The organism is Leptospira limi (assembly GCF_026151395.1).
In the GTDB taxonomy this organism is placed as follows: Bacteria; Spirochaetota; Leptospiria; order Leptospirales; family Leptospiraceae; genus Leptospira_A; species Leptospira_A limi.
Genome location: NZ_JAMQPV010000001.1, coordinates 2,466,577 through 2,480,249, shown reverse-complemented (window position 1 = coordinate 2,480,249; position 13,673 = coordinate 2,466,577). Strand labels below are relative to the sequence as shown.

The window sequence follows — 13,673 nt, the reverse complement described above, 5'->3', positions numbered from 1 at the left end:
TGTCCAAGTAGGTAGAGATATGAACTTGTCCTCTTTTTCCCTGAACCCAAATGACCCAGCCGATGTTGTCCTACTCAAAGCAGTGGACGGCAAACGAATCTCTCCCAGTGAGGCTCTCGTATTGTACAAGGAAGGAGACTTTCTAAAAATCCAGATGGTAGCCCGGTACCTTCGGGAGAAGGTTAGGCCCCATACGGAAGCCAGTTATACCATGTTTCGGGTGGTGAATTATACTAATTATTGCAATGTAGAGTGCAGTTTTTGTTCCTTTATGGATGAAATTGGAAATGGAAAAGGTTACGTTCTCTCCAAAGAGGACATCTTACAAAAGATGGACTACGCAGTCGAAGAAGGCGCTGACCAAATGTTCTTACAAGGAGGGGTTTACCCAGAACTTCCCTTTGATTATTACCTGGATGTGATCCGAACCGTGAAGGCAAAATACCCGAAGATGCATATCCGTGCGTTTTCACCCGTGGAAGTGATCAATTTAGAAACCATTACAGGAAAACCTTTGCGGGAAGTGTTACAAATCCTAAAGGAAGCCGGCCTTGATTCTGTGCCTGGGGCTGGTGCTGAAATCCTTACCGAAAGGATGCGCCAAATCATTTCTCCGAAAAAAGCCTCAGTAGCGGAATGGGTACGAGCGATGGAAACCTGCCATGAAGTAGGCCTCAAAGGATCTGCCAATATTGTCTTTGGATCGGAAGAAACAGAAGAGGAAGTCATCGAACACTTACAAGTAGTGCGAGATTTACATGACCGGACGGGTGGATTTTTGTCCTTTATCCCTTGGACTTTCCAACCACAGACCAAACGGTTTACAGTAAGGCCTGTTCCGACACACGAATACCTAAAAGTTCTCGGAATTTGCAGAATCTTCCTCGATAATATTCCTCATATCGAAACATCCGTAATGGTGCTTGGAAAAGGTGTGGGCCAACTTGCTTTGTATTCAGGAGCAGATGATATCTCCTCTGTTGTGATCGAAGAAAATGTCCTCAGGTCGTTTGGATTAAAAACAGAAAAGGAAGCGAGGAAGTTTTTGCAAGAAGGGGGATTTCGTCCAGTCCGCAGAAACCTCGATTACGAAGACGTCAGCTCTCCACTAGAACTTGTATGAATTCAGTCGGATTTGAAGTTACAACACCGTAGACGAATGTGAGGATCCCAACTTTGTTTAAAAAAAAAGATGGGGATCTTTCCCCATCTCCTAAGTTTTACACCTTATCCGTAATGGACATAAACTGAGAATCAGTCTCATTTGTAAGGTTAGATTCGAATCCCATTTCCGTCGATCATTTTTTTACATTTCTAGGAGTGTGATTCGGTTTCGGCCTTCATTTTTGGAGGTGTAAAGAGCCGTATCAATTTTATGGTAGAGTTCATCAAAACTGGGATCATCTTCCGGGTGGAAGAGAGTTCCACCGATCGATACCGTTAAAGTAAGGGATTCGTTCGGGTCGTTGTAGATGGGAATTTGTAATTCTTCCATTTTTTCCCGAATGGATTCTGTTAAGGTATGGAGTCCCTCTTTATCGATGGGAGATACTAACAAACAAAACTCATCTCCTCCAATCCTTGCGGCAATGTCTGTAATACGAGTCCTGGATTTTAACGTTTTGGCAAATGCTTGGATGGCAATGTCACCTTGTTTGTGTCCATAACGATCGTTAATGGTTTTAAGTTTGTCCAAATCCAATATCACAAGACCAATCACAAATCCATCACGGTGTGATCTTTTTTTATACAGATCAAATTGTTCTAATAGATGCCTTCTGTTAAAAAGTTCTGTCATCGAATCTACACGAGACAAATCTTCAATTTTCTGGTTGATACGAAGGAGTTTACCCACTGTTATGTGGAGTTTTTCTTTGACCCGATACTCTTCAAATCTCCAGTAATTGATGAGAAAGTTTGCAACAATCCCAAAGGCTAACAAAAAGGAAACAATGAGAACATCTTGGTAGAAAAAATAACGATCAAATCCTTGGATACGGGAAAAATTCAAATGAAGAGGGATAAAAATGGAAATATAAATCAAAGAGAGGATACAAATTCGAATCGGTTCTAACCAGAGTAAGATGGAAGCACCTGCAATCACGATGGCAGAACCAAATAGGTAATAGGCATGATTGGGATTATCAAAAACCATCATCGGGATATAAAGAGTTACGAGTCCAATGAGAACAAGACTTGTGATTCCTAGGATTTGTTTTTGGTATTGTTTGATTCCCCTTTTTGCTAAGAGGTAAACGGAAAAACAAATCGCAAGGGATGAAATTCGAAAAAATGCGATCCAAAAACTAGCTTCCTTTGTCCTCACAAGTGAGTCCACAAAGAGCAATGAGATGATGGATGTGACCGCAGTCATCACACTGAATATTTGTAAGGAGGATGCAATATCATCTAAATTTGTGGAGATAAAGTCTGGGTGGTAGGGTCGTAAAAATAATTTACGCAACACAAAACCGTATCGTTTGAATGTGTACCTACGCATGTTGGAAACCAATCTTGAGAATACAGTTTGTCGTTTCGTTGTAAACCATTTAGTGGGTTAGAACAAAATCACGTTTCGTTGTGTTTTGGCTAAGACATCCGGTAAGGACATACCATCACTTCCCAAAGTACGGATCCTTTCGCCATTCGAGTATAGTACAACTCCTTGGATTCCGAAATTCCCTACATAGGTAAAGGTGATTTGGTCCAATCGGTCTTTTAAGATTTCCATACTCCCACCAGAATTCAAATCTTCCGAAATGGAAAGGTGTAAGATTCCATTTTCTAAACGGTAGTTTGGTTCAATTCGGATTTTTTTGGTAAGTGCAGAAAGCACACCTTTCGATTTTTCTGTTGCTGTGGGGCCTTTAGTGAGTTCTTGGAATAAAAATACAATTGGATCCCCGCCAGGAAATTCGCGGGTAAGTTTTACAAGTTGGGATTGGCTATTTTTACCAGAACCATAAAACTTGAGAAAGTACACAGGAAGGTAACCAGGTTCAGCACTGATTCTTTTTCCTGCACCAGGGAACCTGTCTTCAGGGAGGGTGATTTCAGGAATGGTCTCATCGACGACTTTTGTTTGTTTGGTGGACTTTGGATTTGTTGGGTAGGAATGGTTGAAGACTTCTTCTTCCCAATTTAAATCATCTTCAAAGGTTTCACTTTGGAAAGGGTCTACTGGTTCGGCAAATTTTGTTTTTTCAACTTGTTTTCCGAGATTGCGAAAACCTTGTTTCGGAAAAAAATTTCCTGAAACCTTCGGATCAAAGCCCATAGACTTTTCAATGAGAACGAGTACAAAGAAGATCCCGCCAAGGAAATAGCGTAATGATTTCCATTTGTCTTCTTGGATTTGGGGATGTACCGCCACACTATCAATGTCGGAATTGTATTGATTTTCGAATTTAAAAAAATTGTTTTAAATTCGTTAAATCGTCGAATTTCCAATCAAAATCTGGGATTTCGCCTGGAACTCCATGACCATAGGTGCAAAAACCAAAAGGGCATCCATTTTGCCTTGCCGCTTCCCAGTCACTGAACCGATCTCCGATCATTGCAATGGAATTTGGCTCTAAACTGTATTTGCGTACATACTCTGCTAAAATTTCACCTTTGGTGTGGATGGTCTCTTGGTTGATCACAACAATGGGTTCAAAGTATTGTAAAACACCAGCTGTATCGAGAACGGTTTCGATATAAGGTTTTCGACCATTGGATGCGCAAGTAATGGTATAACCTTTTTCTTTTAGGTAATGAATGGTAGAACCGACACCAGCGTAAAAATCCCCACCACCACTGCGGATGGAATCACATAGTAAATCTAAAACCCTGGCTGAAATCGAATCTCGTTCGGATTCTGGTAAGGAAGGGAGAAGGTTTGCAAAAATAGTCCGCACTGGTTTTCCAATTTCATTGATGATCTGATCGTGTGTGGGTAGGGATGTAATTTTTCCCGTTTTCTTTGCAAACTCTTCGATTGCCTGCACATACGTCTTAAAGATTATGGATTCTGAGGAAAATAAGGTCCCGTCGACATCGAAGGCGACCATACGGATTTCCCCCAAGCGGTTTTCTTGCATTACCACCAGAAAAGAATTTGGTGGTCTGTTGGCAAGTAAGGAATAAAATCTTATGCTCGTGCAAAACAGTTTATCAGAAGTTCTTCGGGCCAGAGAAGAATTGTTTTCCAGGACAATTTGGACTGATCCCACATCACAGTTGCAAAACCGAGTGAAAGGGGAGGAACTTTCTCGTTATTTTTTACTCACTGAATCAGAACGGATTGGGATCCAACAAACCATCCGGTTACTAGTTTCGACTACACCTTATTATTTATCTTTATCTGATCCCACTGACCCAAACTGTCCCATAAGAAGGATGATTGTTCCCACTGCGGAAGAAGCAGTATTTTCTTTAGAAGAAAGTTCCGATCCATTGGATGAGGAACGGCTAAGCCCTGTTCGTGGGCTCACTCATATGTATCCGAATCGAGTCCTTCTGTTCTCAAACCATTCATGCAGTGTGTACTGTCGCCATTGTATGCGAGGGAGAAAAGTATCTTCCAATGGGGAAAGGATGGAAAAGGCAGATTTAGAAGCTGCATTTGCTTACATTCGAAACCATCCTGAAATCGAAGATGTAGTGATTAGTGGAGGAGACCCATTGAATCTTGCAGATGCAAGGCTTGAGTGGATCTTACATGAGCTGAATCAAATTCCACATGTACGAATTTGTAGACTCGGGACAAGAAATCCGGTTACTTTGCCGTTTCGCATAACAGAAGAATTGTGTAAAATTATTGATAGGTATAATGACGACAATTTATCAATTTTCTGTCATACCCAATTCAATCATCCAAAGGAATGTACAAAGGAATCTAAGGATGCCATATTACGTCTGTTAAAAGTTGGGGTGTCAGTTGGGAATCAGGCAGTTTTACTCAAAGGTATCAATGATGATGAAGAAATAATGCTCAACCTTCATAAAAAGTTATTGGAAATGCGTGTTCGTGCGTATTATCTATATGACCCTGAGCTCATCCCTGGTTCGCGAGGGTTTCGTACTCCACTTGCTCGTGGGATCGAAATCGTTGAGTATATGCGCGGAAAAATTGGCGGAATGGGCATTCCTCATTTTGTGAATGATCTTCCTGGTGGTGGTGGCAAAATTACAATAGGTGCAAATTGGTATTTAGGTTATTATCCAAAAACTAGACAACATGCTTTCCGTTCAGCAGTGACTAAAAAAATACATTTTTCATTTGAGCCAGTTGGTTCCGACAAAGAATCTTATTATCCAATTGTTTCAGATGCTGATTGGGAGAAATTCCAAGCCGAATGAAAACCGTCATTCTTGCCTGTGATCTTTATAATTCGGACCATCCGCAACGTTCCCAAGAATGGGAATCGGAAGAAACCATAGCCTATATGGAAAAAACAATTGATTCCTTAGGGTATGATGTGGTGTCACTTTCGGATCCAAAAGAAATTACATCTGTTCTTTCCAATATTCCAAAGGGAAACAGGGAAAATTGGATCGTGTGGAATCTTGTGGAAGGTTATACTTCTGCCTCTAGAGAAGCCTACATACCTGCGTTATGCGAATATTTAGGAATTGCGCATACTGGGAGTTCCGCGGCAGTGCAATCTATTACTTTGGATAAATACAAAACCAAAGTTTTTTTGCGTTCCTTGGGTATCCGAGTCACTGATTCAGAACTACTGACAGAATATCAAACAGAACCAAAACTCCAATTTCCTGTATTTGTGAAACCCAATGGAGAAGGATCGAGTTTGGGAATTTCGGAATCAAATAAGATCCGTGACCTGAGTGAATGGGAGATTCGGATTCCAAAGTTTCTCAAGGAACATTCTCCGCTTTTAGTAGAACCATTTTTATCAGGAAGGGAACTTACGGTTGGTGTGATTGGAAATTTGAATCACTACCAAGTTTTACCCATGGCCTATGTGGATACTCCTACAGGGATATACCATGAAGGAATCAAATCAAAATCTGAATTTTTGGAATCCTTGGATTTTGAAGTTCCTATTTCCCTCCAAAAGGAATTAGAATCCACTTCTTTGAAAATTGCTAATTTACTCGGAAGTTCAGGTTATATCAGAATCGATTTTAAGTTGGAACGAGAAATACCTTATTGTTTGGAAGTGAATGCTACACCTGGATTTTCTAAGATCTATTCCACCTTGCCAATGTTATGGGAAAGAACAGGGAAATTATATTCGGAATTATTAGAATTATGTATCAACTTGGGTTTTGAGGAATACCAAACTCATCCGCGTTACCAATATGGAAAGGACCAAAACGTATGAATCTCATTGGAATGTTAAAAAGGGAAGTGGAAACACATTCTGTTTTACAAGCAAAGTGGCTAAAAGAAAGAAATATTAAAATGAGTTTTGATGATTTAATACTTTGGCTGAGCCAGGAATACTTTGTATCCATTGGTTTTGTCGATTGGTTTTTGTTAGTTGCTGCCAATACACGAGACCAAAAAGCCAAAATAGTCCTTGTTGAAAATATTTGGGAAGAGTTGGGTGAAGGTAAAATTTCCGAGACACATGTATCGATACTAATAAATTTTTTAGAACAACTTGGTTTCGATTTTTCAAAACATCAAATTTTACCTGAAACCAAAACCTATTTAGAGAAAATGAAATCGGTAATAGATTTAGGATTTTATTATGGATTAGGTGCTCTTGGACCTGCCAACGAATACTTACTCAAATTGGAGTATTCACAAATTGCGAACGCTTACCAACAATTGAAAAAAGAATTAAATTTACCTGAAGGAAAGTTTTTTCAGGTGAATTTAGATGCAGACGAAGGTCATAGCAAACGTTTGTTTGATTTGATTGAAGCTGTTTGTTTAACAGATGAATCTAAAAAACAAGTTATGGAAGGGAACCGATTGGCTTTGGATGCAAGAGAAGATTTTTATTTAGGGTTGTCTCGTTTGGATGAAGGAAAACATTAACGAAGTGATTTTTTGAATTTTTTTAGAATCACCATCACAAACATTCCTAAAAAAGGAATGAGTGGCAAATATAGAATCCACGCAAAATACCGAACGATTCGTACATTCCATAACAAAACTCGAACTCCAAAAAAACCAGGGAAACGGTTTCCATCCTGGATGATTTGTACTTCCCCTTTGCATTTATCCCATGTTAATTGCGGATGGATTTTGTTTAAATCCTCTTCAGACAAAGAATGGTAAGAAACAATGTCAATTGGTTGGATGGATCGATTTTGCAAAGAATGAGCCAATCGAGTACAAAAGGAACAGTCTCCATCATAAATTAATTTCATTTTATGGTTCTGATGATGGATTTGGTAGACCAAAGTCTTCTGGTTGGGATTTCAAAAGAGATATGATTCCAGGGATGAGTGATTGGTCCACACCGAGCCAATAATAATACCATGAACTGTCCTTTTCGATGCCTTGAGCAATTGACATATACCATTTATTGATTGTATTGTCAGGTTTACTCCGCCAAAAAAGAGGACTACAATGTTCTAAAATTTGGTCCCAAATGTCTCGTCCAACGCCTGCACCACGTGCCACACCATTCACTGCAAATTTTGAAAGTAAATAACCATACTCAGTTTTTTGCATCCAAGCACAGGCACGATAAGATTCTTCCAAAAATAAGACATCAAACTTACTTTGAAAAAAATCTGGTTTTAGTTTTTTCCCAAATGATTCTTCAATCAAACGAAAGAGACGCACCATATCCACACCATCAGTGGATTCGAACTTATGGATTTTGTTTTTCCGTTTAACAAGTGTTCCACTTCCTTTGACTGTAAAAAGTTCCGTCAAAAGTGTGAAAGGTGATGTGAGAACAATGCTGAATTTTGGATCCTCAATTTTGGAAAGCAATGCCTCTGAAAGTTGGATGAATTCTTTTTGACTTTCGGTAATCGTCACTCCACTGGGAACAGGAAAGGTATTTTCCATTTGTAGGATTGATTTTACTTTTCCAGAATTTGGATCTTTGAATGGACCATCGATGGATACATAGATCACTTTTGAGGAATGTAAAATTGCCCTACATCGATCTAGGACGGATTCAAGTTTTTCGATTTCATCGTTCCAAAGTAGGATGGGGATTTTTTTCTTTTGGATGGAAGTTTTAACCGATTCACGAAGTGGTTCTTCTCTTGCGATGATTTCATAAGAAAAACCTAATGTCTTTTCATCGTTTGGGTTGGATCCCATTTGTTCGAGTGGGAAAAAAACTTTTAAGTATTGAAAACTATCTTCTTCTAAGACAACAAAAGGAAACAAATCCAATTGGTAGAGGAGTTTTAAGTCAGAAAATAATGCCTCGGAACTTTCAAAGATGGTTTCGGAATCAGCATAAAGAATGGCAAAAGATTCAGGAGAAAGGGATTGGAATTCTTTTAAGAAGAGTAGTCCATCTCTTGGATCTCTTGTGATTTCAAAAACACGACTTAAAATGTCCTTTGACTTCATTTCCCCCCTCTTAATTCATAATCTACGATTTTTGCCTTTAAATTTGCATGTTTGAGTGTGATGTGTTTGTTTTCTTTTAAACCAAATTTTCCAAGGAGTGAAAAATCAGCACATAACACTGTAAACTTCCAGCCACCAAATTCATTTTTTAAAACTCGGCCAAATTGAAAGTACATCTCACGAAGATCTTCCATTGGTTTTCCGATACGGTCACCATAAGGAGGGTTTGTGACCAAATGACCTTGGGTACCAAATGTATTTTTTAGAGTTAAACAATCCGCAACTTCAAATTTGATGAAATCTTCCACTCCTGCTTCATAGGCATTTTCTTTTGCAATGCGTATTGCTTCTGGGTCGATATCAAATCCAAAAAGATGAGGAGATGTTGGGTTTTCTTTTTTTCGTTCTGAGAAAACATAAGTTGGAAATAAAGTTTGGAAAATAGGGGATTCTGCAAAAAGAAATCGATTAATTTCACCAAACAGGCGTTCTCTGAGCGCAGCTTCGATAAGAACTGTGCCTGATCCGCACATAGGGTCAACTAAAGTTTCCCCTTCCTTCCAATTGGACATCTCGAGCATCGCTTGTGCAATGGGTTCTCTCACAGGTGCATTTCCTGCATGGAGTCTGTAACCACGTCGTCCTACGGGATCGCCAGATAATGAAAGTTCGACGCTAAATCGATCTGTATGTGACCTGACAACAATGGTAATATCAGCTAATCTTTTTTCAATTTCGGGTAGAGGGACTTTTTTCGCACGAAGTCGGTCAAGGATCGCATCCTTTGTCCGGTGCATTGTGAATTCTGAATTTTTTAATTTGTCTTTGGTTTCCGCATCAATACGAAAACTCACATTGGGTCCAATGTATTTTTCCCATGGGATCTCGGATGTCTTGGTATAAAATTCGTCATAGTTTTGTGCATTGTCATGTAGGAGTTGCAAATTCACGCGAGAGGCAAATTTGGTATGGATGGCAAATTGGATTACATCCTCTTTTTTGCCCGAGAAAAAAACTCCACCACGATTGTTATTGCTAATTTTAAGATGAAAGGTTTGGATTTCCGTTTCCAAAAGCGGAGACAGTCCTTCTCCGCAAATGGCATGATAGGTGGGATGTGTAGGTTTTATTCCGAATCTCCTAATTTTTGAGCCAAATAGTTTTGTAAACCAATGGATTCAATGAGTGATACTTGAGTCTCAATCCAATCAATGTGTTCTTCTTCAGAGACTAGGATTTTTTCCAAAAGTTCTCTTGTTCCATTGTCTTTACTTGCCACACAAATATCAATCCCTCGGTTCAATCGTTCTACAGCATTGTATTCCAATTGTAAGTCATGTTGTAACATTTCAGGAACGGTCTGGCCTACATTGATTTTCATGTATTTTTGTAAGTCAGGGATACCATCAAAATAGAGAATGCGTTCCATGATTTCGTCAGCATGTTTCATTTCTTCGATGGATTCTTTTCTGAGATACTCGGCAAGTTCCATGTATCCCCAGTTTTTGCATAATTTTGCGTGAATGAAATACTGATTGATGGCTGTGAGTTCCGCAGATAGAACTTCTGCTAATATGTCGATTACTTCTTTTTTTCCCTTCATATGGGTAACCTCAAATTCTCGGTTCAATTGGAAAGATAATTGGTTTTCATAGAATAGGCAAGCGGAAACTATATTCGAATGAAGAAAGTTTACATTCACAATCCATCTATGAGTGTATTTGGTAAACACAAAGGATCACAACTCGATTTGTCCTTTGTTACCGCAAAACAATCTGTACATGAGTTTCAATCTCACAAAATTCAATTCATCATCTATGCAAGTTTTTCACCTGATTCTTATAACAAGGAATTTCATCTTTCTGCAAAAATTGCCGCCAGGTTAGGACTAAAAGATCTTTATTCCATCCGAATGGAAACTGCATCCTCTTCTGGTGCTGCAGCCTTCCAGTTGGGAGTGAATTTGATTCTCAGTGGTCGGTTTGATCATGGTCTTGTGATCGCAACAGAACTCATGTCACAACTGAACCGAGAAGAAAGTAATTTATTGTTAGGTTCTGTCCTTTCTGATTCACAACGGAAACTGGGAATGTCAATGGCACAAGGTGGTGCCATGATCACAAACCAATACCTACATCAGTATGGGTATGAGGCGGAGGATTTGTTTGCTATTGCTAAAAAACTTCATGACAATGGGTTACAGAATCCAAAAGCACATATCAAAAAGAATCTAACCCTAGAAGAATACAAAAACCAACCAAAGATTTCAAGTCCCCTGGGGCTTTATGACATCTCGCCCTTATCTGATGGATCAGCTGCTCTCATCTTATCGAAAGATCCAAGTTCAGTTTGTGTCAAAGGAATGGGTTCTGGTTTGTCTCCTTTCCTACCTGGTGCCGATCCCAGTTTTTTAGCCAATCGGATTGCCTTTGCCAAGGCCTATGAAGAGGCAGGAGTGGCACCCAATGACATCCATTTTGCGGAATTACACGATGCATTTACCCCGTTTGAACTTGTGGGTGCCGAAGACGCTGGATTTTTCAAACGCGGAGAGGCCTTATTCCAGGTAAAAGCGGGTCTCACACACCCGAAGGGCAAATTACCGATCAATGCTTCCGGAGGGCTTAAATCCCGGGGTCACCCCGTCGGGGCATCGGGACTTGCTCAAATTGTGGAACTTTGTAGGTTCTTTTCTGAATGGCCTGAAAAGCGGTTGGCAGTAGCACAAAGTATAGGTGGACTAGCTACAAACAACTTTGTGACGATATTAGAAAGAGTCTGATGCCTGAAAAAATCCTCATCATCCAAACCGCTTTCCTTGGCGATTTAATCCTCTCTACCTCCTTTTTCCACGCTGTGAAAATGGAACACAAGGAAAGTGAAATCCACGTGTTAGTGAATTTAGGTACGGAATCGGTATTAGAACATAATCCTGATATAACGCAAGTTTGGTGTCTTGATAAAAAGAAAATCAAAAAGAATCCATTTTTTTTCTTAAAGTTCATCCAAAAATTAAGAAAAGAAAAATTCGATAAAGTGTATTCTCCCCATTTTTCTTATCGTTCTAGTTTGATTTCTTTTTTCACAAAGGCACCCATTCGAATTGGTTACAAAGAATCTGGATTTTCCTTTTTGCATACTAAGTTGGTTCAAAGGCCAAAACAAGGCCCTCATGAAGTGGAAAAATTATTTTCACTTTTATTTGAACCTTATGATTTCCCAACTGGAAGAGAAAGAAGGCCTTATTTATACCCTAGCGAAGAAGACGAATCTTCCTATCTTTCCAAACGGACAAAAATTCTCAAAAACGAAACCGGTTACATTTTAATTGCTCCCTCTTCTTTATGGGAAACCAAACGAATGCCTGAAGAAAAATTTGTGAGTGTCATCACACAAATTTTAAGAAAAAGAAATGAATCAGTCATTCTCATAGGAAGTAAGGCAGATTTAGAGATCCAGGATCATATTTTTCGTATGATGAAAACAGAACCTTTGGAAATCAAAGAAAGAGAGAGGTTACTTTCTTTAGTAGGCCAAACGAGTTTAAAAGAACTTATGGTTTGGATCCAAAATGCAACAGCCATCATTTCCAATGATTCAAGTCCCATTCATTTTGCTTCTGCATTTAATACACCAACGGTTATGATCTACGGTGCAACAATTCCAGAATTTGGTTATGGAAGTTTGTCAGACAATCATCGAATTATGCAAGTGAATGGTCTAAATTGTAGACCTTGTGGAATTCACGGTGGAAGGATTTGTCCTGAAGGTCATTTCCGTTGTATGTTAGACCAAAATCCCGTTCGCATTTTTGAAGCACTTGAGGAAGTGATTAAAACATGAAACAACCGCAATTAAAATCGAAAGAATATGATGCTGAAACGTATCAAAAAAGAATCTCTAAAGTTCAAAAAAAATTAAAAAACGGAGAAATCCTGATTCTTTTTGCGGCGAATCATAAAATTCGTAACCGCGATGTGGAATATAAGTTTAGACAAAACTCTGATTTTTATTATCTAACAGGGATTAAAGAAGAAGATTCAATTTTGATCATAACATCCGAAGTTGTTGGAATGTTTTGTTTACCCAAGGACAATGAGAGAGAAATTTGGACAGGGATTCGATTGGGTAAAGACAAAATCAAATCAATGTTAGGTTTGGATTTTGCTTATGATTTAACTGATTGGGACAATCAAAAATCTGCAATTTTATTAGGAAATCATACTTTATATTATTTTTTTGGTGAAAACCCTGAGAGAGACCGCGAACTATTATTAGAATGTAAAAATTTATCGGAAAGGGCAAGGGAAGGAAAATTTGGACCACATCGAATTGAACATCCCAATTTTTTACATGAAGAACGTCTCACCAAATCAAAAGAAGAAATTCAAATTTTAAAAAATGCAGCTGAAATCACCAAACTTGGGCATATGCGAATCATGCGAGAAAGTAAACCTGGTATGTACGAATATGAACTGGAAGCCTTACTCGAACAAGAATATTTAAAGTTTGGCTCCATAGGTGGAGGGTATGGACATATTGTAGCATCGGGTAAAAATGCATGTATTTTACATTATGTAAACAATGATGACAAACTTTTGGATGGAGATTTAGTTCTCGTTGATTCTGGTGCTGAATGGAATTATTATACGGCTGATGTAACGCGCGTTTTCCCTGTCGGTAAAAAATTTTCCGAATCACAAAAGATGGTTTATGAAGTAGTTTTGTATGCGCAAAAAAATGCAATCCAACATTCAGTTGCAGGTATTCCATTCAATGAAGTCCATGAAAAAACAGTTCGATTTTTATCAGACTGCCTTCGGGAAATGGGTTTTTTAAAAGGCAATCTTGATGAAATCTTAGAAAAAGAAACCTACAAGAAGTTTTATATGCATCGCACGGGACATTATTTGGGTATGGATGTTCATGATGTGGGAAGGTATTTTTTAGAGGGAAAATCAAGGCCATTAAAAGACGGTCAAGTTGTCACTGTCGAACCAGGTTTGTATTTTGATCCAAATGATGAATCAATTCCAAAAGAGTTTCGAGGGATCGGGATCCGTATCGAAGATGACATTCTCATCAATGGCAAAACACCAATCAACTTAACGGAATCCATTCCGAAGGAAATTTCAGAAATCGAAGCTCTGAAAGTGTAACGATTTTAGTT

General features: G+C 38.9%; 14 protein-coding genes. 7 read left to right on the top strand and 7 right to left on the bottom strand.

Features of this window, described 5'->3' with window-relative positions; translation table 11 throughout:
• Window positions 1-19 precede the first annotated feature (19 nt).
• On the top strand, window positions 20-1,123 hold the full coding sequence (mqnC, locus tag ND812_RS11485) for a cyclic dehypoxanthinyl futalosine synthase (RefSeq protein ID WP_265375951.1): 1,104 nt from the start codon (window positions 20-22) through the stop codon (window positions 1,121-1,123).
• Window positions 1,124-1,306: 183 nt separating this feature from the next.
• Here the strand turns inward: mqnC and ND812_RS11480 are convergent, their stop codons facing one another.
• Genes ND812_RS11480 through ND812_RS11470 form a run of 3 tightly spaced genes read right to left on the bottom strand, consistent with a single transcriptional unit; the run spans window position 1,307 to window position 4,052 of the window.
• The gene (locus ND812_RS11480; protein ID WP_265375561.1) at window positions 1,307-2,500 is read right to left on the bottom strand and encodes a GGDEF domain-containing protein; all 1,194 of its coding nucleotides are present in this window, start codon (window positions 2,498-2,500) and stop codon (window positions 1,307-1,309) included.
• Between the two features lie 57 nt (window positions 2,501-2,557).
• Window positions 2,558-3,373, bottom strand: coding sequence for a GerMN domain-containing protein (locus ND812_RS11475; protein ID WP_265375560.1), 816 nt, complete (start codon window positions 3,371-3,373; stop codon window positions 2,558-2,560).
• Window positions 3,374-3,407: 34 nt separating this feature from the next.
• On the bottom strand, window positions 3,408-4,052 hold the full coding sequence (locus tag ND812_RS11470) for an HAD family hydrolase (RefSeq protein ID WP_265357860.1): 645 nt from the start codon (window positions 4,050-4,052) through the stop codon (window positions 3,408-3,410).
• 82 nt (window positions 4,053-4,134) lie between these two features.
• On the opposite strand from ND812_RS11470, the gene ND812_RS11465 reads away from it, so the two are divergent.
• The 3 genes from ND812_RS11465 to ND812_RS11455 are packed head-to-tail and all read left to right on the top strand — an operon-like array spanning window position 4,135 to window position 6,997.
• A complete protein-coding gene (locus ND812_RS11465; protein WP_265375559.1) occupies window positions 4,135-5,343 on the top strand; it encodes a KamA family radical SAM protein in 1,209 nt (402 codons plus the stop codon).
• Window positions 5,340-6,332, top strand: coding sequence for a D-alanine--D-alanine ligase family protein (locus ND812_RS11460; RefSeq protein ID WP_265375558.1), 993 nt, complete (start codon window positions 5,340-5,342; stop codon window positions 6,330-6,332). Before ND812_RS11465 ends, ND812_RS11460 begins: the two co-directional genes overlap by 4 nt.
• Window positions 6,329-6,997 carry an iron-containing redox enzyme family protein gene (locus ND812_RS11455; protein ID WP_265375557.1) on the top strand — a complete coding sequence of 223 codons (669 nt, stop codon included), beginning with the start codon at window positions 6,329-6,331 and terminating at the stop codon, window positions 6,995-6,997. Before ND812_RS11460 ends, ND812_RS11455 begins: the two co-directional genes overlap by 4 nt.
• On the opposite strand, the gene ND812_RS11450 is transcribed toward ND812_RS11455, so the two are convergent.
• From ND812_RS11450 to bfr, 4 genes are read right to left on the bottom strand one after another with little or no spacing between them, the layout of a single operon-like run.
• Entirely contained in the window at window positions 6,994-7,332 is a 339-nt protein-coding gene (locus tag ND812_RS11450) for a DCC1-like thiol-disulfide oxidoreductase family protein (protein ID WP_265375556.1), read from the bottom strand. The two genes, ND812_RS11455 and ND812_RS11450, sit on opposite strands and share 4 nt — an antisense overlap.
• A 1-nt stretch (window position 7,333) precedes the next feature.
• Window positions 7,334-8,503: an acetylglutamate kinase gene (locus ND812_RS11445; RefSeq protein ID WP_265375555.1), complete on the bottom strand. Its 1,170-nt coding sequence runs from the start codon at window positions 8,501-8,503 to the stop codon at window positions 7,334-7,336.
• Complete coding sequence (locus tag ND812_RS11440) at window positions 8,500-9,603, bottom strand: THUMP domain-containing class I SAM-dependent RNA methyltransferase (protein WP_407658543.1); 1,104 nt, start codon at window positions 9,601-9,603, stop codon at window positions 8,500-8,502. The genes ND812_RS11445 and ND812_RS11440 overlap by 4 nt, the downstream gene beginning before the upstream one ends.
• 26 nt (window positions 9,604-9,629) lie before the next feature.
• The gene (gene bfr / locus ND812_RS11435; protein ID WP_108959277.1) at window positions 9,630-10,106 is read right to left on the bottom strand and encodes a bacterioferritin; all 477 of its coding nucleotides are present in this window, start codon (window positions 10,104-10,106) and stop codon (window positions 9,630-9,632) included.
• Window positions 10,107-10,184: 78 nt separating this feature from the next.
• Between bfr and ND812_RS11430 the strand changes: the two genes are divergently transcribed.
• The 3 genes from ND812_RS11430 to ND812_RS11420 are packed head-to-tail and all read left to right on the top strand — an operon-like array spanning window position 10,185 to window position 13,662.
• Window positions 10,185-11,285: a thiolase family protein gene (locus ND812_RS11430; RefSeq protein WP_265375553.1), complete on the top strand. Its 1,101-nt coding sequence runs from the start codon at window positions 10,185-10,187 to the stop codon at window positions 11,283-11,285.
• Window positions 11,285-12,346 carry a lipopolysaccharide heptosyltransferase II gene (waaF, locus tag ND812_RS11425; protein ID WP_265375552.1) on the top strand — a complete coding sequence of 354 codons (1,062 nt, stop codon included), beginning with the start codon at window positions 11,285-11,287 and terminating at the stop codon, window positions 12,344-12,346. The genes ND812_RS11430 and waaF overlap by 1 nt, the downstream gene beginning before the upstream one ends.
• On the top strand, window positions 12,343-13,662 hold the full coding sequence (locus ND812_RS11420) for an aminopeptidase P N-terminal domain-containing protein (protein WP_265375551.1): 1,320 nt from the start codon (window positions 12,343-12,345) through the stop codon (window positions 13,660-13,662). Before waaF ends, ND812_RS11420 begins: the two co-directional genes overlap by 4 nt.
• The last annotated feature ends 11 nt before the right edge of the window (window positions 13,663-13,673 follow it).